The sequence below is a fragment of the Halomonas sediminis genome, assembly GCF_044871105.1.
In the GTDB taxonomy this organism is placed as follows: Bacteria; Pseudomonadota; Gammaproteobacteria; order Pseudomonadales; family Halomonadaceae; genus Vreelandella; species Vreelandella zhuhanensis.
The window spans coordinates 344,194-369,487 of sequence record NZ_CP085246.1; the positions used below are offsets into that span (position 1 = coordinate 344,194).

The 25,294-nt window shown below is 55.9% G+C and carries 19 protein-coding genes and 3 rRNA genes; 16 read left to right on the top strand and 6 right to left on the bottom strand.

What is annotated here, in order from left to right:
• The first annotated feature begins 144 nt into the window (after nt 1–144).
• Nucleotides 145–1,095, top strand: coding sequence for a thioredoxin-disulfide reductase (gene trxB, locus LG290_RS01720; protein WP_160419380.1), 951 nt, complete (start codon nt 145–147; stop codon nt 1,093–1,095).
• Between the two features lie 39 nt (nt 1,096–1,134).
• Here trxB and LG290_RS01725 read toward each other — a convergent pair whose 3' ends face one another.
• A complete protein-coding gene (locus LG290_RS01725) occupies nt 1,135–1,668 on the bottom strand; it encodes a GspH/FimT family pseudopilin (RefSeq protein WP_499835986.1) in 534 nt (177 codons plus the stop codon).
• A gap of 133 nt (nt 1,669–1,801) precedes the next feature.
• Here LG290_RS01725 and thiO point away from each other — a divergent pair, with 133 nt between their 5' ends.
• Entirely contained in the window at nt 1,802–2,917 is a 1,116-nt protein-coding gene (gene thiO, locus LG290_RS01730; protein WP_499835987.1) for a glycine oxidase ThiO, read from the top strand.
• 2 nt (nt 2,918–2,919) lie between these two features.
• Here thiO and LG290_RS01735 read toward each other — a convergent pair whose 3' ends face one another.
• Nucleotides 2,920–3,210 (bottom strand): PP0621 family protein, encoded by a 291-nt coding sequence (locus LG290_RS01735; protein ID WP_499835988.1) that lies wholly within the window; start codon nt 3,208–3,210, stop codon nt 2,920–2,922.
• 111 nt (nt 3,211–3,321) lie between these two features.
• Here LG290_RS01735 and LG290_RS01740 point away from each other — a divergent pair, with 111 nt between their 5' ends.
• Nucleotides 3,322–4,953, top strand: a complete 1,632-nt coding sequence (locus LG290_RS01740) for an NAD+ synthase (RefSeq protein ID WP_499835989.1) — start codon at nt 3,322–3,324, stop codon at nt 4,951–4,953.
• Between the two features lie 107 nt (nt 4,954–5,060).
• Here LG290_RS01740 and LG290_RS01745 read toward each other — a convergent pair whose 3' ends face one another.
• Nucleotides 5,061–5,885, bottom strand: a complete 825-nt coding sequence (locus tag LG290_RS01745; RefSeq protein ID WP_499835990.1) for an outer membrane protein assembly factor BamD — start codon at nt 5,883–5,885, stop codon at nt 5,061–5,063.
• A 153-nt stretch (nt 5,886–6,038) separates the two neighbouring features.
• On the opposite strand from LG290_RS01745, the gene rluD reads away from it, so the two are divergent.
• The 5 genes from rluD (at nt 6,039) to ilvN (ending at nt 13,164) form a co-directional block, all read left to right on the top strand.
• Nucleotides 6,039–6,998: a 23S rRNA pseudouridine(1911/1915/1917) synthase RluD gene (gene rluD, locus LG290_RS01750; protein ID WP_499835991.1), complete on the top strand. Its 960-nt coding sequence runs from the start codon at nt 6,039–6,041 to the stop codon at nt 6,996–6,998.
• Nucleotides 6,995–7,750, top strand: a complete 756-nt coding sequence (gene pgeF / locus LG290_RS01755; RefSeq protein WP_499835992.1) for a peptidoglycan editing factor PgeF — start codon at nt 6,995–6,997, stop codon at nt 7,748–7,750. The genes rluD and pgeF overlap by 4 nt, the downstream gene beginning before the upstream one ends.
• Nucleotides 7,751–7,935: 185 nt before the next feature.
• Entirely contained in the window at nt 7,936–10,518 is a 2,583-nt protein-coding gene (gene clpB, locus LG290_RS01760) for an ATP-dependent chaperone ClpB (RefSeq protein WP_499835993.1), read from the top strand.
• A gap of 433 nt (nt 10,519–10,951) precedes the next feature.
• Nucleotides 10,952–12,673 carry an acetolactate synthase 3 large subunit gene (locus tag LG290_RS01765; protein WP_499835994.1) on the top strand — a complete coding sequence of 574 codons (1,722 nt, stop codon included), beginning with the start codon at nt 10,952–10,954 and terminating at the stop codon, nt 12,671–12,673.
• Nucleotides 12,673–13,164 (top strand): acetolactate synthase small subunit, encoded by a 492-nt coding sequence (gene ilvN, locus LG290_RS01770; RefSeq protein ID WP_114488629.1) that lies wholly within the window; start codon nt 12,673–12,675, stop codon nt 13,162–13,164. The genes LG290_RS01765 and ilvN overlap by 1 nt, the downstream gene beginning before the upstream one ends.
• Nucleotides 13,165–13,255: 91 nt before the next feature.
• Here ilvN and ilvY read toward each other — a convergent pair whose 3' ends face one another.
• The gene (gene ilvY, locus LG290_RS01775; RefSeq protein WP_499835995.1) at nt 13,256–14,158 is read right to left on the bottom strand and encodes an HTH-type transcriptional activator IlvY; all 903 of its coding nucleotides are present in this window, start codon (nt 14,156–14,158) and stop codon (nt 13,256–13,258) included.
• A 141-nt stretch (nt 14,159–14,299) separates the two neighbouring features.
• Here ilvY and ilvC point away from each other — a divergent pair, with 141 nt between their 5' ends.
• The 7 genes from ilvC (at nt 14,300) to LG290_RS01810 (ending at nt 22,543) form a co-directional block, all read left to right on the top strand.
• Nucleotides 14,300–15,316, top strand: coding sequence for a ketol-acid reductoisomerase (gene ilvC / locus LG290_RS01780; RefSeq protein WP_114488702.1), 1,017 nt, complete (start codon nt 14,300–14,302; stop codon nt 15,314–15,316).
• Between the two features lie 150 nt (nt 15,317–15,466).
• Nucleotides 15,467–16,315, top strand: a complete 849-nt coding sequence (gene pssA, locus LG290_RS01785; RefSeq protein ID WP_499835996.1) for a CDP-diacylglycerol--serine O-phosphatidyltransferase — start codon at nt 15,467–15,469, stop codon at nt 16,313–16,315.
• A 475-nt stretch (nt 16,316–16,790) separates the two neighbouring features.
• Nucleotides 16,791–18,324 (top strand): 16S ribosomal RNA (locus LG290_RS01790).
• A gap of 216 nt (nt 18,325–18,540) precedes the next feature.
• Nucleotides 18,541–21,431 (top strand): 23S ribosomal RNA (locus LG290_RS01795).
• Nucleotides 21,432–21,523: 92 nt separating this feature from the next.
• Nucleotides 21,524–21,639 (top strand): 5S ribosomal RNA (gene rrf, locus LG290_RS01800).
• The 16S, 23S and 5S rRNA genes sit together here, the layout of an rRNA operon.
• Before the next feature lie 123 nt (nt 21,640–21,762).
• Nucleotides 21,763–21,954, top strand: a complete 192-nt coding sequence (locus LG290_RS01805) for a hypothetical protein (protein WP_160417624.1) — start codon at nt 21,763–21,765, stop codon at nt 21,952–21,954.
• Between the two features lie 13 nt (nt 21,955–21,967).
• Nucleotides 21,968–22,543 carry an isochorismatase family protein gene (locus tag LG290_RS01810; RefSeq protein ID WP_499835997.1) on the top strand — a complete coding sequence of 192 codons (576 nt, stop codon included), beginning with the start codon at nt 21,968–21,970 and terminating at the stop codon, nt 22,541–22,543.
• 46 nt (nt 22,544–22,589) lie between these two features.
• Here LG290_RS01810 and yaaA read toward each other — a convergent pair whose 3' ends face one another.
• Nucleotides 22,590–23,369, bottom strand: coding sequence for a peroxide stress protein YaaA (gene yaaA, locus LG290_RS01815; protein ID WP_499835998.1), 780 nt, complete (start codon nt 23,367–23,369; stop codon nt 22,590–22,592).
• 112 nt (nt 23,370–23,481) lie between these two features.
• A complete protein-coding gene (locus tag LG290_RS01820; protein ID WP_499835999.1) occupies nt 23,482–24,513 on the bottom strand; it encodes an NADP(H)-dependent aldo-keto reductase in 1,032 nt (343 codons plus the stop codon).
• Nucleotides 24,514–24,771: 258 nt separating this feature from the next.
• On the opposite strand from LG290_RS01820, the gene LG290_RS01825 reads away from it, so the two are divergent.
• Nucleotides 24,772–25,269: a tetratricopeptide repeat protein gene (locus LG290_RS01825; RefSeq protein ID WP_499836001.1), complete on the top strand. Its 498-nt coding sequence runs from the start codon at nt 24,772–24,774 to the stop codon at nt 25,267–25,269.
• Nucleotides 25,270–25,294 lie beyond the last annotated feature (25 nt).

Consider the following 25,294-nt stretch of genomic DNA (forward strand, 5'->3'; position numbering starts at 1 on the left):
GGGTTTCAAGAGGAAAGCCCAGCGCGAGGGGTTTCCTCTTGCCTTGGGTTGCGCTTGGCACCATTTCAGGCAGACTGCCCTCAGATTTCCCTTTGCCATCGCAGGGTCTTGCTACTGACTGCGTTAACGTTACGAGGATAGAGCATGCAAGAAGCACGTCATGAACGTTTGATTATTCTGGGTTCCGGCCCGGCTGGTTATACCGCAGCCGTTTATGCTGCCAGGGCGAACCTCAAGCCGCTGTTGATTACCGGTATTCAGGCCGGTGGACAGTTGACCACGACGACCGATGTGGATAACTGGCCGGGAGACGCCCAGGGCGTGCAAGGGCCGGAATTGATGGAGCGCATGAAACAGCATGCCGAACGCTTCGAGACCGAGGTGCTGTTCGACCATATCAATGCGGTCGATCTCAGCGAAAAACCGTTCACCTTGAAAGGCGATAGCGGTGCTTACACCTGTGATGCCTTGATCATTGCCACCGGTGCCAGCGCTCGCTACCTGGGTCTGGAAAGCGAACAGCAGTTCATGGGGCAGGGCGTATCGGCTTGTGCCACCTGTGACGGGTTTTTCTATCGCAATCAAGAAGTGGTGGTAGTGGGCGGCGGCAATACCGCAGTGGAAGAAGCGTTATATCTGGCCAATATCGCCTCGAAAGTTACCCTGGTGCATCGCCGCGACACGCTTCGTGCAGAGAAAATCCTGCAAGACAAGCTGATGGAAAAGGTCGAGGCCGGCAAGATTGTCTTGGAGTGGTTTCAGCAGGTGGATGAAGTGCTGGGCGACAACACCGGTGTGACCGGGGTGCGTTTGAAATCGACGCGTGATGGAAGCCTCAAGGAAGTCAACGCTCCGGGCCTGTTCATCGCGATCGGCCATAGCCCGAACACCGCCATTTTCAATGACCAATTGGAGATGACGGGAGGCTACATCAAGGTGCACTCCGGGTTGGAAGGCAATGCCACGGCCACCACCGTGCCGGGTGTGTTTGCCTGTGGTGACGTGATGGATCATGTGTATCGCCAAGCGATTACTTCCGCCGGTAGCGGCTGCATGGCGGCGCTGGATGCCGAACGCTATCTGGATGACTTATGAGTCGTCGCTGAATCGTTCTGAATACCCAGCAAACAGGGCTCAAGGCGGGCAGGGAATGTCCGCCTTTACCCTCACGCGGCCAAGCTGGCTGAGGATCACCTCGCTGCCATTACCTTGGGCGGGGCATACCGTAAAGCGACCATTGTAGCCACTGGCATGGCCTAGAATGTCATAACGCATACGCTTCCATTCGCGATTGTAGGTGACAGTGACATGGGGGGTGGCCGGGAGCGTGCGCAAGATCGTGTCAGCGCTGAACCCATCGCTTCCGCTCGGGTCGTCAATGATCATCAAGGGGCCGCTCCAGTTGTTTTCACAGGCATCGCCGCCTGCATTCGCCGGGCAAAGAGTAATCTTGCTCTGGCGTGTAATCGCTGTGTTGCGCGCCAGTGTAAGCGCCCTCTTGATTCGCATCACCTCGCTGCTGAGTGCCGTTCGTTCTCCCAATGCTTGAAAGCTGGGAATGCCCCAGGTCGCTATAATGGCAGCCAATGACAGGGCGACGAGAAGTTCAATCAAGCTCAGACCACATTGAGGATGGTTATAGTTCTGTGGGTCTGTTTTGGCGAACATGAGTAACTCCCGGAAACTTGACCTGGCCTTCGCGGTGGTTATGCTCGTCTCTCAAGGCACGGCCGGGGGTGAATAGTCTTATTGACCTTAGCTTGTAACCCCTCTTTTTCTGTAAGCCAAAGCGGATAATAGTGTGAGAGATTTCCTGATTATTGGTGGTGGCGTTATCGGAATGCTGACCACATTACAGCTGGCCGATGCCGGCCACTCTGTCACTCTGGTGGAACGAGGGACTTGTGGGCAAGAGGCCTCCTGGGCCGGGGGAGGTATCGTCTCACCGCTGTATCCGTGGCGTTATTCCGGGCCGATTTCTCGTCTGTCACGTTGGTCGGAAGGGGCCTATCCTTCGCTTTCCCTGCGGCTTCTGGAAGAAACCGGAATCGACCCCGAATACCGTCAGAAGGGGCTTTTGTACCTGAGCGTAAAGGATGAGCAGGAAGCACTGTCCTGGGCTCGCGAGATGGGCAAGCCACTGGAACGGGTGAATGGCGACTTCCTGTATGCCAAGGAGCCCCATGTCGCCCCGGGAATTGAGCAAGCACTTTGGATGCCGACCCTGGGTAGCGTACGTAACCCCCGCTTGGTACAGGCCTTGCGCGCGCGCCTGGCCGTCATGCAGCAGGTCAGCCTGCATGAGCAGTGCGCGGTACAGGGGTTTCAGCGACAGGGCACCCGCATTACCGGGGTGGTAACGCCTCAAAGCGTGATTCAGGGCGGCCAAGTGGTGGTCTGTGGCGGGGCTTGGGCGGCTTCTTTATTGGCAGAGCTTGAGGTGACAGTGCCGGTGCGCCCGGTGAAAGGGCAGATGATTGCCTATCAGACACCACCGGGTTTGGTGAACCGCGTGATACTCAAGGATGGGCGTTACGTGATTCCGCGGGCCGGTGGGTTGCTGCTTGCCGGCTCGACCCTGGAGGAAACCGGCTTTGATAAAAGCACCGATGACGCTGCCCTGATAGCGTTACGCCAAAGTGCTGAAGCTATCGTGCCCGAACTTGCCCAATGCAAGGTGGCGCATCAATGGGCAGGCTTGCGGCCGGGCTCACCCGACAACCTGCCGTTCATTGGTGCTGTGCCGGGGTGGGAAAACCTGCATGTCAATGCCGGGCATTATCGCAATGGCCTGGTATTGGCGCCTGCGGCCACCCATTTGCTGGTGGATCAGTTGCTCGGGCGTGAGCCGCTTGTCGACCCTGCGCCGTATCAGCTTACGCATGCACGCTTGGCCGACAAGCCGGAAAGCGCTTAACCTCAATTCTGTTTGTCTTCTTTCTGGTTGTCTTCGTTCTGGGTCTGTTCCTGAAGGTAGCGGTCACGATGAGCGCTGGAGCAGAACCACTGGCCCTGTTCGCGAAGGGCTTCATCTTCGGGAACATGCACCTCGCACCAACGACAGCGCACCATCTGGCCACCTTCGTGGCGGTCTTCCTTTTCCAGCAAGGCCTCCCGATCGAGTTTCCATTGGCGATACATGCCGTATAACTTCAAACCGGCAAAGAACAGCACAGCAAAAATAATCAAACGAATGATCAATAGGTTCATCCTTTTATAACTCCCAGGTTGGGAATAAATTGCTCACTCAGGCCTTTGCCAGGCGGCGGCCCTTGCGTGACAATGCATGATGACCTGAATTCTCAAGAGATTTCTACGCCCATGCAAGATTTAACGCTGGTAATGGCGCAACTCGATCCCCTGGTAGGGGATATTCCCGGTAATGCGGACCGGGCCATCGAGGCGGTACGCGAAGCCCGGATTGAGCACGGCGCTGATATTGTGGTATTTCCTGAACTTTTTCTTTCGGGCTATCCCCCGGAGGACCTGTTGCTGCGGCCTTCGATGGAGGCGCGCTTGCGCCATGCCCGTGCGCACATGGCGGAAAAGATGGCGCGTGACGTACTGGTAATCATCGGTTACCCCGGAGTGCGTGAAGGCAAACGCTATAATCTGGCGGGACTGCTGCATGATGGCCAATGGCAAGCCGAATACGCCAAGCAGGCACTGCCCAATTATGAGGTGTTCGATGAGCAGCGTTATTTCCTGCCCGGAACGACGCCGCTGGTATTCGAGCACAAGGGGGCATCGCTGGGCATTCTGATCTGTGAAGATCTATGGGATGGAGGACCAGTGCAAGCGGCGTGCGACGCCGGAGCCGATATCCTGGTTAGTTTGAATGCTTCGCCTTTTCATCATGATAAACCTAACGAACGGCGGCGCTTGCTGGAACAGCATGCTCAGGACGTTCAACGGCCGATTGTCTACGTCAATACCATCGGCGGCCAGGACGAGCTGGTCTTCGACGGCGGTTCCAGCTGTATGGACGGCTTCGGCCAGCTGCAAGTGTTGGCGCCTTGCTGGCAGGCGGGGTTGATGCCGGTCCAGTTCGTGCAGAACGAGGGTGGCTGGATACCGCAGTCGGGTGAGATCGAACCCGAGGTGGACGCTGAAGAAACGCTTTACTGCGCATTGGTCACCGGGGTACGCGACTACGTCAATAAAAGTGGTTTCAAGGGCGTGGTGCTGGGGCTTTCCGGGGGCATCGATTCGGCGCTTTCTCTGGCGATTGCGGTGGACGCCCTGGGGCCGCAGCGGGTGCAGGCGGTGATGATGCCCTATCATTATACGGCTGACATCTCGAAAGCCGATGCCGCGCAACAGGCTGAGTTGCTGGGGGTACATTACGAGATCATGCCGATCGAGCCGATGGTCGATGCTTTCATGGCGACGCTGGCGGAAAGCTTTGCCGGTACCGAGCGAGACACCACTGAGGAGAATCTTCAGTCACGTTGTCGCGGCGTGGTACTGATGGCAATTTCCAACAAGAAAGGCCTGATGGTGCTGACGACCGGCAACAAGAGTGAGATGGCGGTCGGCTACGCGACGCTCTATGGCGATATGGTGGGGGGTTACAACGCTCTCAAGGATGTCTATAAGAGTTGGGTGTATCGGTTGGCTCGCTGGCGTAATACGCAATCTTTAGCGATTCCCGAGCGCGTCATCGAACGCCCGCCGAGTGCCGAGCTGGCGCCGGACCAGCAGGATAGCGATTCACTGCCGGGTTACGACGTGCTCGATGCGATTCTGATGCGATATATCGAAGGCGACATGAGCGCCGAGGCGATCATTGATGCAGGCTACAAGGAAGAAGATGTCTATCAGGTGGTCAAGCTGGTGGACCGTAGCGAATACAAGCGTCGCCAGGCTCCGGTTGGGGTGAGGGTTACCCCGCGTGGCTTCGGCCGTGACCGTCGCTATCCCATCGTCAATGGGTGGCAGCCAGGCGACTAGCAACCACTTTGGCAAATGCCTTCTGGGCCGCAAAAAAAAACCACGCTTCGGCGTGGTTTGAGAAAAAGTGCCCTGCACAAGGCAGTTTGAAAAATGCTTGGACAAGCTTAATTCAAGGGGGTGCGCATGCTGAGATACTTCGGCTGGAAGCGCCGGCCATCGAGTTGGTCATGGTCAGGAGCGTTTTCGATCAGAACCGCTAAGGTCTCTTTAGCGCGGTCGCGCATTTCCAGACCCAGATAGCCTTCCACCATGGTCGCCAGGGCATCACGGGTGGCATTGGATTCGGGGTAGTTTTCCACCACCCAACGCCCGCGTTCCACCGCGGCCAGGTAAGCCCCCTTGCGCAGGTAGTAATCGGCCACATGCAGTTCATGGCGGGCCAGGATATCGCGCAGATAGACAATACGCTGTCGGGCATCGGCCACGTATTCGCTTTGCGGATAACGCTGAATCAGCTCGCGAAAATCCTGGTAGGCATCCCGGGATGCGCCGAGGTCACGTTTGGAAATGTCGATCAAGCGTAGGCGCTCAAGGCTGAAGCGTCCTGCCTGCCAAGCCGCCAGGCCACGCAGGTAATAGGCATAATCCACCTGGGAATGGTCCGGGTGCAGACGAATGAAGCGGCTGGCGGCTGCGCGGGCGGCTTCCCATTCACCATTTTCATAATAGGCGTAGATCAGCTCCAACTGGGCCTGTTCGGCATGCACACCGAAGGGATAGCGTGTATCCAGCGCCTCAAGCTTTTCAGTCGCAGTAGCATAGCGTCCGCTATCCAGCGCTGAGCGAGCTTGTTCGTAGAGCTCACGTTCGGCAACGTTGGCATATTCATCGTCGTCGGCATTGTTGGTATCGTTGCTGGCGCACCCGGCCAGCAAGGCAATAGCCAGCGTCAGGGCGGCAACACGGGTGGCAGCGGAAGAAACGCGCATGGTAGTCCTCATGTCAAACCAGCCGTCATCGGCAAAAAGCCAAAGCGGCCGTGATAGAATCAGTGGCAATTCGCCCACTATAAATCACCTCGACATAAAACGCAGGCCTTCCGGTCTTCGTGAATCATGTCGTCATCAAGGGGATCAACCCGCATGCCTCGGATTCTTGAAGCCAAATACCGCGTACCCGACACACTGGCAGGGTCGCGGCTCGATCAGGTGGCGGTGGAGTTGTTCGACGGCCACTCGCGGGAACGCTTGAAAGGCTGGATCAAGACGGGCGAGCTAAGCGTCGACGGTCTGCAGGCCAAGCCCAAGGACAAACTGCACGGTGGCGAGTACCTGGCTTTGCACGCCACCTTGGAAGACGATATGCGCTTCGAAGCGGAAGACATTCCGCTTGCCATCGTGTTCGAAGATGAACATGTCATCGTCATCGACAAGCCCGCGGGGTTGGTGGTGCACCCCGCCGCAGGTAATGCCAGCGGCACACTGCTCAATGCGCTGTTGCACCATTGTCCGACGCTGGCACAGATTCCGCGGGCGGGCATCGTGCATCGTCTGGACAAGGATACGACCGGGCTGATGGTAGTGGCCAAGACACTCACGGCACAGACGGCGCTGGTCGAACAGCTCCAGGCACGCACCATGTCACGCCATTACGATGCCGTGATCATCGGTACACCGGTGGCGGGTGGCAAGGTGGACGCACCGATTGGCCGACATCCCAAGGATCGCAAGCGCCAGGCGGTCAATGCCTCGGGAAAGCCTGCGGTGACCCATTACCGGGTAGTGGAGCGTTTTCGTGCCCATACCCATGTGCGTTGCAAGCTGGAGACCGGGCGCACTCACCAAATTCGTGTGCATATGGCGCATCAGCGCTATCCTCTGATTGGCGACCCTGTCTACGGCGGCCGGGCAAAGCTGCCACCGGGCGCTGCATTGCCGCTCAAGGAAATTCTGCGTGAATTCCCGCGTCAGGCATTGCATGCTCGCAAGCTCGCTTTTGTGCATCCTGAAAGTGGTAATGACGTCAGCTTTCTTGCGCCGTTGCCAGACGATCTGTTGTTGCTGCTGGACTACTTGCGTGAAGACAGCGAGACGATGCGATGAGTGATGCCATAGAACTGCACCCGACACTGATTAAGCCCGACTGGCCGGCACCGGCCAATGTGCGTGCTTTTGTCACTACCCGCGAGACCGGCCCCAGCCAAGGTGACTTTGCTGCTTTCAATCCGGCCCAGCATGTCGGCGACAACCCGGCGCATGTGGCGCTTTGCCGCCGTTTGCTGCACAAGGTGATCGGTGATGAGCGGCCTTTACTCTGGCTCAACCAGACCCATGGGGCGCGCATTCAGCAGCGTTATGAGGCGGATTGTCCCGAAGCCGATGCGGCGGTAGCCACCACGCAGGACTACGCTTGCGTGGTGTTGACCGCAGATTGTCTGCCGGTATTTTTCTGTGACCGAAACGGTACTCGGGTAGCCGTGGCGCACGCCGGCTGGCGGGGGCTTGCCGGCGGTGTGCTGGAAGCCACGGTGGCGGCGTTGGGTGTGGCGGCAGAGGATATCCTGGTGTGGCTGGGCCCGGCGATCTCCAATGCCCAGTTCGAAGTCGGCCCGGAAGTGCATAATGCCTTTGTTGCGGTGCATCCTGACGCGGAGGAGGCATTTGACCATAGCCCTTATCGCTTGAGTCATCACATGGCGGATCTTTATCGCCTGGCGCGCCTGCGCCTGGAAGCGCTGGGCGTCACCCAGATCAGTGGCGGGCACTTCTGTACGGCCTGCGAGCCACGCTTTTACTCCTATCGTTGCGATGAAGGGATTACCGGGCGGATGGCCAGTGTGATCTGGCTGGGTTGACCCTCCTAGATGCATGGAATAACTGCTTCAATATCGCTTTCTCCCCTTGAAACATGCCCAGGCTGATGCCATCTATATTGTCAAGTCTTGAGTCAGTTAATGACGGTTTTTCAAGAGTGTTTTTTTAGCCTATGTTTCGGGTCAAGCGGTGCGTCCGAACGCATCGCCATCCAGGGAGGAAGTAGATGCGATTCGACAAGTTCACTGCCAAATTACAAAACGCCATTGCTGAGGCGCAGTCTTTGGCCGTCGGCCACGGACATAATCAGCTTGAGCCCGGCCACTTGCTGTTGGCCCTGCTGGATGAGCGAGATACCGGGATCAAGGCGCTGATTCAAAAAGCCGGTGGCAACGCTAGCCAGCTGCGCGATGGGTTGGTGGCGCATCTCGATGATCTGCCCAAGGTCAGCGAATTCACCGGCGATGTTCAGCCCTCGCGCGATCTGCTCAAACTGTTCAATCTCACCGATCGGGAAGCCCAGAAACGTGGCGATCAATTTATCGCCAGCGAGCTGGTGCTGTTAGCTGCACTGGAGATGAGCCATCCGGTGAGCAAGCTATTGACTCACGCCGGGGTCAACCGCAAAGGGTTGGAAGCCGCCGTCGACAGCCTGCGTGGAGGAGAAACAGTCGATGACCCCAATGCCGAAGAGCAGCGCGAAGCGCTCAACAAGTACACACTGGATCTCAATCAGCGTGCCCTGGATGGCAAGCTTGATCCGGTCATCGGCCGCGATGATGAAATTCGTCGCACCATTCAAGTGCTTCAGCGGCGCACCAAGAACAACCCGGTGTTGATCGGGGAGCCGGGTGTGGGTAAAACCGCCATCGTCGAGGGGCTCGCCCAGCGTATCGTCAACGGTGAGGTGCCGGAGGGCTTGAAAAGCAAGCGCGTGCTGTCGCTGGACATGGGGTCGTTGCTGGCGGGCGCCAAGTTTCGCGGTGAGTTCGAGGAGCGCTTGAAAGCCGTACTCAAGGAGCTTTCACAGGAAGAAGGGCGCGTGATCCTGTTCATCGATGAGTTGCACACCATGGTCGGGGCCGGCAAGGCTGAAGGCGCCATGGATGCGGGCAATATGCTCAAGCCCGCCTTGGCTCGCGGTGAACTTCACTGCGTGGGCGCCACCACCCTGGATGAATATCGCAAGTACATCGAAAAAGACGCTGCCCTGGAACGGCGTTTCCAGAAGGTATTGGTGGATGAACCTACCGAAGAAGATACCGTGGCGATCCTGCGTGGCTTGAAAGAACGTTATGAAGTCCATCATGGCGTAGACATTACCGACTCGGCGATTATTGCCGCGGCCAAGCTTTCCACGCGCTATATCACCGACCGCCAGTTGCCCGATAAGGCTATCGATTTGATCGATGAGGCGGCATCGCGTATCCGTATGGAGTTGGATTCCAAGCCTGAGGAAATGGATCGCCTTGATCGCCGCTTGATTCAGCTGAAGATGGAGCGTGAGGCGCTGAAAAAAGAGACCGATGAGGCGACGAAAAAGCGCTTGGAGGGTCTGGAAAACCAAATACATGACCTGGAGCGCGAATACGCCGACCTCGATGAAATCTGGAAGGCGGAGAAAGCCAGTATCCAAGGGGCGGCTCAGTACAAGGCCGAGCTTGAACAGGCGCGTACTGACCTGGAGCAGGCCCGCCGCCAGAGCGATCTGGGGCGTATGTCGGAGCTTCAGTACGGCAAGATTCCAGAGCTTGAAAAGAAAATAGCCGAAAGCAACGATACCGCGGCGGATACCGCTAGCCATCAGCTGCTGCGTTCCAACGTCACCGAGGAAGAAATTGCCGAAGTGGTCTCGCGCTGGACCGGGATCCCCGTGACCAAGATGCTCGAAGGTGAGCGCGACAAGTTGCTGCGCATGGAAGAGGCGCTGCATCAGCGGGTTATCGGCCAGGAAGAGGCGGTGGAAGCGGTATCCAATGCCGTGCGTCGTTCGCGTGCTGGTCTTTCTGACCCCAATCGCCCCAACGGCTCGTTCCTGTTCCTGGGCCCCACCGGCGTGGGCAAGACCGAGCTTTGCAAGTCGCTGGCCAACTTCCTGTTCGACACCGAAGAAGCCATGGTGCGTATCGACATGTCCGAGTTCATGGAGAAGCATTCCGTGGCACGGCTGATCGGCGCGCCTCCCGGCTATGTCGGTTACGAGGAGGGTGGTTACCTCACCGAAGCCGTGCGGCGTAAGCCGTATTCGGTGTTGCTGCTCGATGAGGTCGAAAAGGCCCATCCGGATGTGTTCAACATCTTGCTGCAGGTGCTCGAAGACGGTCGCCTGACCGATGGTCAGGGGCGCACGGTGGACTTTCGCAACACCGTGATCGTAATGACCTCCAACATGGGCTCGGACATCATCCAGCGCATGGGTGGCGAAGAGACCGACTATCAGCAGATGAAGGACATGGTCATGGCGGTGGTGGGCGATCACTTCCGCCCCGAACTTATCAACCGCATCGATGAGGTCGTGGTCTTTCATGCCCTGGGTCAGGAGCAGATTCAGGCCATTGCCGGTATTCAGCTTGAACGCTTGAAGGCACGTCTGGCCGAACATGACCTCAAACTCGAAGTCAGTGACGATGCAATGGCGCAACTCGCGGTAATAGGCTTTGACCCGGTATTCGGGGCGCGGCCGCTCAAGCGGGCGATTCAGAGCCGTATCGAAAACCCGCTGGCGCAGGATCTGTTGGCAGGCAAGTTTGCCCCGGGCGAGACCATTCGTATTTCCGCTGAAGAAGGTAAACTTATTTTCGGCAGCTGACCTCTTGGTAGGTGCTTTGTTGAATTTCTGCCCCGCCCGGCTTAAGCCTGGCGGTGCTTTTTATATGCCTTTCTTGCTAGATGATGGGTGAGCTTGGGCGCTTGACGGTTGACATGCTGACAGCGCTAATGGAATCTTGACGCTTCCTGATTGCGGGCGCGGATCGAAGGGCAACCCCCAACTCCCGCGCGAAGGGTAGGCCAAGTGGCCTTTACCCGCCGAAGGACTTCCGGGTTTGGGTCAACCGCCCAACCTGGCCAACGCCCCGACGCGGCAATCCGCCGTGATGAGAGTGCAGGCCCCAACCGGGCCGAAAACTGCCAGGGTTTGGCATCAGGTGCCGGCACGGCCGGCAGTGGCATACCGCCGCACTCGACCCCGTGTTCCTTCAGTGAATACGGATCGCACTCGAGACCTCCAGGGGAGAAACACAGTGGAACTGCTTTCCGGCGCAGACATGATCGCCCGCTTCTTGCAAGATGAGGGCGTTGAGTACATTTATGGATATCCCGGTGGAGCCGCGCTGCATATTTATGATGCGCTGTTCCGCCAAGACAAGGTGAAGCATATTCTGGTGCGTCACGAACAGGCCGCCACGCATGCCGCCGACGGCTATGCCCGCGCTTCGGGCAAGCCCGGTGTCGTGCTGGTGACATCAGGTCCTGGTGCCACCAATGCGGTGACCGGCATTGCCACTGCCTACATGGACTCGATTCCCATGGTGGTGCTTTGCGGCCAGGTGATGAGCCACCTGATCGGTGACGACGCCTTTCAGGAAACCGATATTGTCGGCGTGACCCGACCGATCGTGAAACACAGTTTTTCAATTCGGCACCCGTCGGAAATTCCTGACGTATTGAAAAAGGCGTTCTATCTGGCAGCCACAGGGCGTCCCGGCCCGGTGGTGGTGGATATTCCCAAGGACATGACCGCTCCTACCGAGCGCTACGAGTACATCTACCCGAAAAAGGTCAAGATGCGCTCGTATAACCCGGTAACGCGTGGCCATACTGGCCAGATCAAGAAAGCGGTCGACATGATGCTTAAGGCCAAACGGCCGGTGTTCTACACCGGAGGCGGCGTGGTGCTCGGCAAGGCCTGCGAAGGGTTGACCGATCTGGTCCAGCGCCTTGATTACCCGATCACCACCACCTTGATGGGAATCGGCGCTTACCCGCAAAGTGACCGTCAGTGTCTGGGCTGGCTGGGAATGCACGGCTCCTATGAGTCGAACATGGCCATGCACCATGCTGATCTGGTGATTGCCATCGGGGCGCGCTTTGATGACCGTGTGACCAACAATACCTCCAAGTTCTGTCCTACGGCCAAGATCATTCATGTGGATATCGACCCCAGCTCGATCTCCAAGACGATACGCGCGGATGTACCTATCGTCGGTCCGGCGGCCAGCGTGATCAATGAAATGATCAGTCTGGTTCAGGGGCAAGACATCGCTAACCCCGATGCCTTGGCTCAGTGGTGGCAGCAGATCGATGGCTGGCGCGCAGAACGTATGGGCAAGCTTTACGAGCCTTCTGACGGCGGTGTGTTGAAATCCCAGGAAGTGGTCGAAGCGTTATGCCGTGTCACGCAGGGTGAAGCGTTCGTGACCACGGACGTTGGTCAGCATCAGATGTTCGCTGCCCAGTACTATAAGTTCGATAAACCCAATCGTCTGATCACCTCGGGAGGCTTGGGTACCATGGGGTTCGGTTTCCCCGCCGCCATGGGTATCAAGCAGAGCTACCCTGACGATCACGTCGTCTGCGTGACGGGGGAAGGTAGTTTCCAGATGATGATGCAGGAGCTTTCCACCTGTAAGCAGTACGCCATCGGGGTGAAAATCGTCAATCTCAACAATGCCTCGCTGGGGATGGTGCGCCAGTGGCAGGATCTCAACTATAAGTCCCGTCATGCGCATTCCTACATGGAATCATTGCCGGACTTTCACAAGTTGATCGAAGCCTATGGCTTTACCGCCATCACGGTGAATACGCTGGATGAGCTTGAGCCGGCGCTTGAACGCGCCTTTGCCGATAAGCATGAGTTGGTGTTTCTGGACGTGAAGGTAGATCCGCACGAGCACGTTTATCCGATGCAGGTGCCTTTGGGCTCCATGCGCGACATGCTGCTTTCCAAGACGGAGCGAACCTGATGCGTCATATCATCTCGATTCTGATGGAAAACGAACCCGGCGCCCTGTCCCGCGTGGTGGGGTTGTTTTCCCAGCGTAATTTCAACATTGAAACCTTGAACGTGGCCGCGACGGAAGATCCGTCATTGTCGCGCTTGACGGTTACCACCGTGGGTGATGATCGGGTGATCGAGCAGATCACCAAGCATCTCAACAAGTTGATCGATGTGATCAAATTGGTGGATCTCACCGAAGGCAATCATATCGAGCGCGAACTGATGTTGGTGAAAGTGAAGGCGCTAGGTGCGGCACGCGATGAAGTGAAGCGCACGGTGGATATTTTCCGGGCGCAGATCGTCGATGTCACGCCTAGCCTTTATACGGTTCAGATCACCGGCGACGCCACCAAGCTGGATGCGTTCTTGCAGGCAATGGGTCCGGTGGGAATATTGGAAGTGGCGCGTACCGGGGTGTCGGGCATCGCCCGCGGCGACAAGGTGCTGTCACTTTAACGCTTGTTATAAAAAAGCTTGCCGTAAGCAGTTGGTATCCATCTGCGTTCTGCAAGCCTTGTATTGATTAGCCGCCTTCGGGGCGGCTTTTTCATGTTCGTTCGTTGACTTCATCCCACAACGCCTGGGTCAGGGGGCTTTTTAAACGCCGGTTTAACACGCATAGCCCCACATCGTAGTGAGGTAGTTCGGGCTTGACTGCCAATATGCGTACTCGCTCGGCAAGGGGGCTGTTATCCAGCACAATTTTGGGAACCACACCTATGCCGAAACCCAGCCCGACCATGCTGACGATGGCTTCGTGACCGGCAACCTGGGCATAAATGCGGGGAGTGATACCTAGCGCCTTGAACCAGGTATCGGCATAGTCCCGCGAAAGGCCGGCCTCGGAAAGAATCATGGGTACATCTTGCCATTGAGTCGGCGTGGGACTTTCCGGTGTATCAGGTACCCAGTTCATAGCCGCCCCGGTCTTCGTGAAAGGGGCGATAAACACCAAGGGTGAGCGAGTCAAGGACTTGAAAGCCAGGGATGGCGGAAGCACGCGCGGTCGTGGCGTAATCGCCATATCGTCGTCTCCTGCCAATACTCGTGCCATGGAATCTGCCGGGTCGCCGGTGTGAAGTTTCAATTCAATGCCGGGGTGGCGGCTGCGAAAGGCACTGAGCAATTCGTAAAGAAAACTGTAGCTGGCGGTCACCGAGCAATAAATGCTGATCTCGCCAGTGAGCTGTGTCGCCTCGGCGGCCAAGGTATGACGTAGTGCCTCCCATTGCTCGAGTGTGTCACGGGCGTAGCGTTGCAGAATCAGCCCTTGGCGAGTCAAGGCTACATGCCGGTTGTCGCGTTCAAAAAGGGGGGCGTCGAGCGCTTCTTCCAATTGCCGGATTGAGCGACTCAAGGTCGAAGGGCTGACATGGCATAGCTCGCTGGCGCGGCCGAAATGCAGTGTTTCAGTCAGTGTCAGGAAGTGCTTGAGCTGGCGAAAGTCCATGGAAATCCACGTTGAGGTTATGCATTGCATATTATGCAATACAACGTTTCAAATATAGCGTTTTACGCAATAATCTGGCTGGCGTAGAGTTGGGCTCAGCGGCGTTACGCCTAGTATCCAACCACCTTTCCGGAGCACATCATGCGCGTTTTTTACGATAAAGATTGCGACCTTTCGTTGATCCAAGCCAAGAAAGTCACCATCGTCGGTTACGGCTCTCAGGGGCATGCCCATGCCAATAACCTGAAGGAATCCGGCGTTGACGTGACGGTTGCTCTGCGCAAGGGCTCTTCTTCCGCAGCCAAGGCTGAGGCGGCGGGTCTCAAGGTGGCCACTGTGCCTGAGGCCTGCAAAACCGCTGATGTAGTGATGATGCTTGCACCGGATGAAAATCAAAAAGCGATTTACGAGCAAGAAATCGAGCCGAATCTGAAAGAAGGCGCTACCTTGGCTTTTGCCCACGGTTTCAATATTCACTATAACCAGATCGAGCCGCGTAAAGATCTCGACGTCATCATGATTGCACCCAAAGCGCCGGGCCATACCGTGCGTTCCGAGTTCGTCAAGGGCGGCGGTATCCCTGACCTTATCGCTATCCATCAAGATGCTTCCGGTAAGGCCAAGGAGCTTTCGCTGTCTTACGCTGCCGGCGTGGGTGGGGGGCGTAGCGGTATCATCGAGACAACTTTTAAAGACGAAACCGAAACGGATCTGTTCGGTGAGCAAGCCGTGCTGTGTGGCGGCGCGGTGGAACTGGTCAAGGCCGGTTTCGAAACGCTGACTGAAGCAGGTTATGCGCCCGAAATGGCTTACTTCGAGTGTCTCCACGAACTCAAACTGATCGTCGACCTGATGTACGAGGGCGGCATTGCCAACATGAACTACTCCATCTCCAATAATGCGGAATATGGCGAGTACGTGACCGGCCCCGAGATCATTAACGACCAGTCACGCGCTGCGATGCGCAATGCACTCAAGCGCATCCAGACCGGTGAATATGCAAAAATGTTCATCAATGAAGGTAACAGCAACTATCCTTCGATGACCGCTCGCCGTCGTCTCAATGCAGAGCATGACATCGAGCAGGTCGGTGCCAAGCTTCGCGGTATGATGCCGTGGATTGCCGCGAATCAGTTGGTAGACAAATCCAAGAACTGATTTCCAGCAATCTGAGCTAGTGGCGGACAAGGGCGCGAATTATCGCGCCCTTGTTGCGTTTGTTCAGGCGTGTACTTCCTGCATCAATCTCACCGTGTAGAATGAAATCCATCACTGCTATGGTGAGCTCATTTTAAATGGACGACACGTATGACTCAGGAACCTCGTAATACGGAACAAGACCCCGGCGCTGATCGCGATACAGAGAAGCAGGACGCGGTGGGTAATGAAGACCTGACAGCAGCTTTTCTACGCGAGACAGAGGTTGTCGAAGAATCTGTCGAGGACGGGAAGAAGGTGCGTCGCAAGGGTATCTATTTACTACCTAACCTCTTCACTACCTCCGCACTTTTCTCGGGTTTTTTTGCTGTGGTGGCTGGTATCAATGGTGATTTTGCCGCTGCCGCCGTGGCTATCTTCATCGCGATGGTGCTGGATGGGCTGGATGGCCGAGTCGCTCGCATGACCAATACCCAAAGTGCCTTCGGTGCGGAATATGACAGCCTATCGGATATGCTTTCTTTTGGGGTGGCGCCTGCGCTGGTGGCATTTACCTGGATACTGCAGGATATCGGTAAGACGGGTTGGGTCGTGGCCTTCTTATATGTTGCCTGCGCGGCGCTGCGCCTGGCACGTTTCAATGTTCAAGTCGGCAGTACAGACAAGCGCTGGTTCATTGGCTTGCCCAGCCCTTCTGCTGCGGCCTTGATAGCTGCTTGTGTCTGGACGTTTTACCATTTCGATGCCGATGCACTGGGTTTCAAGCTGTTGATGCTGTTTGTTGTGGCCGCAGCAGCTGTCCTGATGGTGAGCAACATCCGTTATTACAGCTTCAAGGATGTCGATCTCAAAGGGCCAGTGCCCTTTGTGGTGCTATTGGCAGTAGTGATTGGCTTCGTTGTGATTTCTATCGAACCTTCCGTCATGCTGCTTCTGCTTTTCAGTGCTTACGTAATTTCGGGGCCAATATTGGCAATAATGCGCAAGGCAAAAAGCTAGAAACTGAAGTTTTTTACACGGAAGGCTTGCCAGTGTCCCGGCCAGGGGGTAGAGTACGCATCCGCTGCCGGGAACGCCAGGCGTTTCCAGCGGTGGAGCTTGCTGAAAAGCAAGCAGTGTCAAGGGGTTAGCGCTTTTTTTCAAAGCCTGGCTCGCCGAAGGAAGGAGATGAAATGATCGCCTTCAGTTCAATCGGTCCTTGACATTCTCGGTTAACGGCGTAGAATACGTCTTCCTCGCCGGGTGCTGATGAGGCGCAAGCCGGACAGCGACCGCGAGATGCTCTTTAACAATTGATCAGGTAATTCATGTGGGCGCTTGCCGATGAGGGTGACAATGTCACCGAAAATCAAGGCAAGCGACTCAAGCAATAAGGTTTTTCGGAACCTGTGTTGAATGAAATCGTTTGAACCTTGAGCCAAGTTTGATCCACTTCTGTGACTTTCGAGTGACAGGCAAGGATCACAATGATTTGAAACTGAAGAGTTTGATCATGGCTCAGATTGAACGCTGGCGGCAGGCCTAACACATGCAAGTCGAGCGGTAACAGGCCCTTCGGGGCGCTGACGAGCGGCGGACGGGTGAGTACTGCATAGGAATCTACCCGGTAGTGGGGGATAACCTGGGGAAACTCAGGCTAATACCGCATACGTCCTACGGGAGAAAGCAGGGGCCTTTTGGCCTTGCGCTATCGGATGAGCCTATGCCGGATTAGCTGGTTGGTGAGGTAATGGCTCACCAAGGCGACGATCCGTAGCTGGTCTGAGAGGATGATCAGCCACATCGGGACTGAGACACGGCCCGAACTCCTACGGGAGGCAGCAGTGGGGAATATTGGACAATGGGGGCAACCCTGATCCAGCCATGCCGCGTGTGTGAAGAAGGCCTTCGGGTTGTAAAGCACTTTCAGCGAGGAAGAACGCCTGGCGGTTAATACCCGCCAGGAAAGACATCACTCGCAGAAGAAGCACCGGCTAACTCCGTGCCAGCAGCCGCGGTAATACGGAGGGTGCGAGCGTTAATCGGAATTACTGGGCGTAAAGCGCGCGTAGGCGGCGTGATAAGCCGGTTGTGAAAGCCCTGGGCTCAACCTGGGAACTGCATCCGGAACTGTCAGGCTAGAGTGCAGGAGAGGAAGGTAGAATTCCCGGTGTAGCGGTGAAATGCGTAGAGATCGGGAGGAATACCAGTGGCGAAGGCGGCCTTCTGGACTGACACTGACGCTGAGGTGCGAAAGCGTGGGTAGCAAACAGGATTAGATACCCTGGTAGTCCACGCCGTAAACGATGTCGACCAGCCGTTGGGTGCCTTGAGCACTTTGTGGCGAAGTTAACGCGATAAGTCGACCGCCTGGGGAGTACGGCCGCAAGGTTAAAACTCAAATGAATTGACGGGGGCCCGCACAAGCGGTGGAGCATGTGGTTTAATTCGATGCAACGCGAAGAACCTTACCTACCCTTGACATCCTGCGAAGCCGGAAGAGATTCTGGTGTGCCTTCGGGAGCGCAGAGACAGGTGCTGCATGGCTGTCGTCAGCTCGTGTTGTGAAATGTTGGGTTAAGTCCCGTAACGAGCGCAACCCTTGTCCTTATTTGCCAGCGGGTCATGCCGGGAACTCTAAGGAGACTGCCGGTGACAAACCGGAGGAAGGTGGGGACGACGTCAAGTCATCATGGCCCTTACGGGTAGGGCTACACACGTGCTACAATGGCCGGTACAAAGGGTTGCGAGCTCGCGAGAGTCAGCGAATCCCAGAAAGCCGGTCTCAGTCCGGATCGGAGTCTGCAACTCGACTCCGTGAAGTCGGAATCGCTAGTAATCGTGAATCAGAATGTCACGGTGAATACGTTCCCGGGCCTTGTACACACCGCCCGTCACACCATGGGAGTGGACTGCACCAGAAGTGGTTAGCCTAACGCAAGAGGGCGATCACCACGGTGTGGTTCATGACTGGGGTGAAGTCGTAACAAGGTAGCCGTAGGGGAACCTGCGGCTGGATCACCTCCTTAAACGACACGTCAGCCCTTGCGGCAAGCGCTCACAATGAATTACCTGATCAAGACGCTGAGAGTAAGCAGTGAACAACCATCTAAGCGGTTAGCGATAGATGCTTTTTCACTGCTTATCAGCAGTCGCTCTTTAACAATGTATATCATGCTGATGAACGCAGAAGACGCAAGTCTTCTGCATGTTGTCATTGCGACCCAGACTCCTTCGGGTTATAGGGTCAAGCAATGAAGCGCACACGGTGGATGCCTAGGCAGCCAGAGGCGATGAAAGACGTGGCAGCCTGCGATAAGGCTCGGCGAGGTGGCAAACAACCTGTGACCCGGGCATTTCTGAATGGGGAAACCCACTCATCACAAGATGAGTATCGTGCACTGAATACATAGGTGTACGAGGCGAACCAGGGGAACTGAAACATCTAAGTACCCTGAGGAAAAGAAATCAACCGAGATTCCCCTAGTAGCGGCGAGCGAACGGGGACCAGCCCTTAAGCGTGTGACTGATTAGGCGAACAAGCTGGGAAGCTTGGCCGTAGCGGGTGATAGCCCCGTAGTCGAAAATCTGATCACGTGAAATCGAGTAGGTCGGGGCACGAGAAACCTTGACTGAACATGGGGGGACCATCCTCCAAGGCTAAATACTCCTGGCTGACCGATAGTGAACCAGTACCGTGAGGGAAAGGCGAAAAGAACCCCGGAGAGGGGAGTGAAATAGATCCTGAAACCGTGTGCGTACAAGCAGTCGGAGCCCACTTGTTGGGTGACGGCGTACCTTTTGTATAATGGGTCAGCGACTTATTTTCAGTGGCGAGGTTAACCGTATAGGGGAGCCGTAGGGAAACCGAGTCTTAACTGGGCGCGCTAGTCGCTGGAAATAGACCCGAAACCGGGCGATCTATCCATGAGCAGGGTGAAGGTTGAGTAACATCAACTGGAGGCCCGAACCAGGATCTGTTGAAAAAGATTTGGATGACTTGTGGATCGGAGTGAAAGGCTAATCAAGCCCGGAGATAGCTGGTTCTCCTCGAAAGCTATTTAGGTAGCGCCTCATGTATCACCACCGGGGGTAGAGCACTGTTTCGGCTAGGGGGTCATCCCGACTTACCAACCCGAGGCAAACTCCGAATACCGGTGAGTGCAGCGTGGGAGACACACAGCGGGTGCTAACGTCCGTTGTGAAAAGGGAAACAACCCAGACCGTCAGCTAAGGTCCCCAAATCCTGGTTAAGTGGGAAACGATGTGGGAAGGCTCAGACAGCTAGGAGGTTGGCTTAGAAGCAGCCACCCTTTAAAGAAAGCGTAATAGCTCACTAGTCGAGTCGGCCTGCGCGGAAGATGTAACGGGGCTAAACCAGGTACCGAAGCTACGGGTGCGTTCTTAGGAATGCGCGGTAGAGGAGCGTCGTGTACGCCGATGAAGGTGGATTGAGAAGTCTGCTGGAGGTATCACGAGTGCGAATGCTGACATGAGTAACGATAAAGGGCGTGAAAAACGCCCTCGCCGGAAGACCAAGGGTTTCTGTTCGACGCTAATCGGAGCAGAGTGAGTCGGCCCCTAAGGCGAGGCCGAAAGGCGTAGTCGATGGAAAACGGGTCAATATTCCCGTACCGGACATGATTGCGATGGGGGGACGGAGAAGGCTAGGTGGGCCAGGCGTTGGTTGTCCTGGTGAAAGTGAGTAGGCCGAGGTCCTAGGCAAATCCGGGACCTTAACGCCGAGACACGAGATGAACTGACTACGGTCAGGAAGTCACTGATGCCACGCTTCCAGGAAAAGCCTCTAAGCTTCAGATCATGTGCGACCGTACCCCAAACCGACACAGGTGGTCAGGGAGAGAATCCCAAGGCGCTTGAGAGAACTCGGGTGAAGGAACTAGGCAAAATGGTGCCGTAACTTCGGGAGAAGGCACGCCGGCGTAGGGTGACGGGACTTGCTCCCTGAGCCCGAACCGGTCGAAGATACCAGGTGGCTGCAACTGTTTATTAAAAACACAGCACTCTGCCAACGCGCAAGCGGACGTATAGGGTGTGACGCCTGCCCGGTGCCGGAAGGTTAAATGATGGTGTTAGCCCTCGGGCGAAGCTCTTGATTGAAGCCCCGGTAAACGGCGGCCGTAACTATAACGGTCCTAAGGTAGCGAAATTCCTTGTCGGGTAAGTTCCGACCTGCACGAATGGCGTAATGATGGCCACGCTGTCTCCACCCGAGACTCAGTGAAATTGAAATCGCCGTGAAGATGCGGTGTACCCGCGGCTAGACGGAAAGACCCCGTGAACCTTTACTATAGCTTCACACTGGACGCTGATGTTGCCTGTGTAGGATAGCTGGGAGGCTAGGAACCCCGGACGCCAGTTCGGGGGGAGCCAACCTTGAAATACCAGCCTGGCATCATTGGCGTTCTCACTCAGGTCCCTTATCGGGATCGAGGACAGTGTGTGGTGGGTAGTTTGACTGGGGCGGTCTCCTCCCAAAGCGTAACGGAGGAGCACGAAGGTACCCTCAGCACGGTCGGACATCGTGCATTGAGTGCAAGAGCATAAGGGTGCTTGACTGCGAGACAGACACGTCGAGCAGGTGCGAAAGCAGGTTCTAGTGATCCGGTGGTTCTGTATGGAAGGGCCATCGCTCAACGGATAAAAGGTACTCCGGGGATAACAGGCTGATACCGCCCAAGAGTTCACATCGACGGCGGTGTTTGGCACCTCGATGTCGGCTCATCACATCCTGGGGCTGAAGTCGGTCCCAAGGGTATGGCTGTTCGCCATTTAAAGTGGTACGCGAGCTGGGTTTAGAACGTCGTGAGACAGTTCGGTCCCTATCTGCCGTGGGCGTTGGACGTTTGAGAAGGGCTGCTCCTAGTACGAGAGGACCGGAGTGGACGACCCTCTGGTGTTCCGGTTGTCACGCCAGTGGCATTGCCGGGTAGCTATGGTCGGACGGGATAACCGCTGAAAGCATCTAAGCGGGAAGCCCCCTTCAAGATGAGACGTCCCCGAGGCCTTGAGCCTCCTGAAGGGCCCAGCGAGACCAGCTGGTTGATAGGCACGGTGTGGAAGCGCTGCAAGGCGTTGAGCTAACGTGTACTAATGGCCCGTGAGGCTTGACCCTATAACACCCAAGGGGTCTGATCGCAGGACAACAGACAATCGGCCCGCCGCCAAGGCGACGTGCCCATCAGCATGATAGACATTAAAGTTTTGCCTGACGACCATAGCGTCCGGGAACCACCTGATCCCTTGCCGAACTCAGTCGTGAAACCGTTCCGCGCCGATGGTAGTGTGGGGTCTCCCCATGCGAGAGTAGGTCATCGTCAGGCACCTATTCGAAAAAATCCCCCGAGGCTACCCGCCCGGGGGATTTTTTTTGCCTTGTATTCAAGAAGGTCCTGACTCACAAAAGTGATAACCTCTAGTTATCTTCAAAAGCGAAAGAGATAAACATGAGTAAAATATTGCATAAACTGATTCTTATCCTGTTGGTTAGCATACTGACTGCTGGGCTAACAGCTTGTCAGGATGAGCCGGGGCCGGCAGAGAAGGCAGGGCAGCAGTTTGATGAGGCAATGCAAGAAACGGGTGATAGCATCGAAGAATTGGGCCAAGATATGAGAGATGCCGCCGAAAAAGATTAAAAGGAACGCCAGGATGTTATTGAGCCGAGAAAAGAGCCTGATGTTGATGGTCGATTTGCAGGCGGGGTTGATTCCAGTCATCGATGGAGGCGCTCAGGCGGTGGAAGAAGCCGCCTGGATGGGGGGAGTTGCCGAAGCATTGGAAGTGCCAATGTGGGTGACCGAGCAATATCCTGAAAGACTAGGCGGAACGGCAACTGGCTTACTTAACGCCTTGCAAGATTATCGGTTATGGAAAAAGTGCCACTTCGGCATCATGGCGGAAACCGAGTTTGGTGACGCCCTGCGCGAAACCGGTCGGACCCAGATCGTTCTGTGTGGTACAGAAGCCCATATTTGCGTGTTGCAGACAGGATTAGGCCTGTTGGCTGCAGGTTATGAGGTCTACTGGCTGACGGAAGCCACCGCCAGCCGCCGCATGGAAGAAGCCCAACTGGCCCGCCAGCGGGCCTGTCAGGCAGGTGCCGTTGCGGTCAGTGCCGACATGGTGGCCTATGAATGGTTGCATCGTTGCGATACGTCAACCTTCAAGCAGGTTCATCAGGAATTCTTGAAACCACGTTCGGCTCGCCCACTGCGCTTTTTCTAACCCGTCACGCTTTTCCTAGCCATTACGTTTTTCTACGGGCAAGGAACTATCGGCTAGTTTCGTCACGCGTAAAGACATAGGTATTTGCTTCCGACATGGCAGCGTTATAACGATACCCTGCCACGTCGAATTCCTTGAGCCCTTCCGGATCGTCTAGGCGTTGCTGGATGATCCATGCCCCCATCAGCCCGCGCGCTTTTTTAGCGTAAAAACTGATGGTCTTGTAACTGCCATTTTTTTCATCCTTGAAGACTGGTGTAATCACTCGCGCATCAAGGGCTTTCGCATCGATGGCCTTGAAGTATTCATTGGATGCCAAGTTAACCAGTGCGGGTGAACCACTGGCCTGGATAGCTTCTTGGAGTGCCTGCGTTAGCTGAGGTCTCCAGTGCGCGTAGAGATCCTTGCCTGCTGGATTAGGCAGTTTAGTACCCATTTCCAGACGATATGGCTGAATCAGGTCCAGCGGGCGCAACAGACCGTAAAGTCCTGAAAGGATGCGCAGGTGGTCTTGAGCAAAACGGTTGTCACTCTCAGTGAATGTCTCTGCTTTCAGACCGGTGTAAACATCACCCTGAAAGGCTTGGGCAGCAGGTTTGGCATTGTCCAGATCGAAGGGTAGCTGCCATTGAGCAAAACGCGCTGCATTGAGGCCGGACAGCTTGTCGCTTATGCCCATGAGTTGGCCTAGCTGATGCGGTGAGTAATCCCTCAGGATATCTACTAGCTGCTGGCTATGTTCGAGAAAATCCGGCTGAGTGACATGGTCGGTAGTGGCGGGTGTCTCGAAATCGAGGGTCTTGGCAGGCGATATCACGCTCAGCATAGAAAAGCTCCTGTAGCGGCAAATAACAAGAGTATACCAAGCCCCGAGTAATCCCGGGGCTTGTCTCCAAAGCTATCTCCAGGGCTATCCACGCGATTTTGTGCGTTCAGGTTCAGGGGCAGGGATTTGGCATACGTTGATGGATGGCGTCGATAGCCTCAAACATCTCATTATCAAGCTTCAAGCTTTCGCTTTCCAAGTTGCTTTCCAGCTGCTCCATATTAGTGGCGCCAATAATATTGCTGGTAAGAAAGCTGCGTGAATTGACAAAGGCCAATGCCATTTGAGCGGGGTCTAAGCCATGCTCGCGGGCCAGCTCGACATAGGCGCGGGTGGCTGTCTCAGCTTGAGAGGACGTATAACGTTGAAAGCGTTCAAACAAGGTGAGGCGGGCATTTTCAGGTTGAGCCCCATTCAGGTACTTGCCGGAAAGCACACCGAAACCCAATGGTGAGTAAGCCAACAGTCCGACGTCTTCACGGTGGGCTATTTCAGCCAAACCGACTTCAAAGCTGCGGTTAAGCAAGTTATAGGGATTCTGAATGGAGACTACTCTGGGCAGACCCATGGTGTCGGCCAAGTGTAATGCGCGCATGACGCCCCAAGGCGTTTCGTTTGACAGGCCAATGGCGCGAACCTTGCCGGCATCGACCAGCTCCTTTAACGCTCCTAAACTTTCTTCCAACGCCACGGCATCCTCTTCCTTGTCATGGCGATAATCGAGCTTGCCGAAAAAATTGGTATTGCGATCCGGCCAATGTAATTGATAGAGGTCGATGTAGTCTGTGTTTAGTCGCTTGAGGTTTTCATCGGCGGCCTGAAGAATCTGGCGGCGAGTCAGGCGTGAGCCACCGCGTAGATAATCCATGCCCGGTCCGGTTACCTTACTGGCCAGAATGATATCGTCCCTTGATCCACGAGCCTTGAGCCAGCTGCCGATATAGGTTTCCGTCAGGCCTTGGGTTTCTGCCTTGGGAGGCACGGGGTACATTTCAGCGGTATCGATGAAATTGATACCAAAGGTCACCGCACGATCAAGTTGTTCGTGTGCATCAGCTTCACTGTTTTGTTCACCGAAGGTCATGGTGCCGAGGCAGAGTCGACTGACTTCAATGCCGGTTTTGCCGAGAGGGCGCGTCTGCATTCTTGAACTCCTTGAGGAGGTGGTTGTGCCTTGAATGGCGGCGGTGCCATGTCCGTCATGCATGGTAACGAGAGGCTACCTAACCAGCAAATCAAGGGGGGTTGAGTCGCTGGCAAGGCGGGCGTATGCTTGCCAGCCCATCCGCTGGCAGCTACCGCTGGCGACTCATGTGGTCAGGCGATTGGGACAAGGAGTTCCGCGCGTTGTTGAAGCGTCCCTGGTCCAAGGTAATTAGATTCAAAGGCAGGATGGTTTGCCATGCCCCAGGCAGCATCATTGTTCATTCGGCTTGAGTACGGTCTAGCCGAGAGACTATTTCATAATCGTTGGCTGTTGCCACGCTCGCCACGTGCGCAGCGTTTAACCATGCGCTTGTTCAAGCGCTGCGCCGAGGCAGGCCACCCCGTGGCATTATCGGTTTATGGCCATATCTTGTTCCATCGCAGCTTGTCACCGCAGGACAAGGCGCGTGGGGCACGCTATGTGATCGAAGCCGCTCATGCGGGTGATCTCAAGGCACAGTACCAGATCGCGCAGATATACGAGCATGGGTGTGTACAATATCCACGTCGGGAAGACTATGCTGTCACTTGGTATGCGCGGGCAGCACAGGCCGGCCATTATCTGGCTGCCGAGCGGCTGGCTCGGGCATATTGCTATGGCGAGCTGGATTTGGCGGTCGATAATGAAAAATCTACTTTTTGGCATCGTCAGGCTGACGCAAAGCAGGGTATTCAATCTGCTCCCGCTGCCTGATACATCATCAGCTTTCAATGGATAA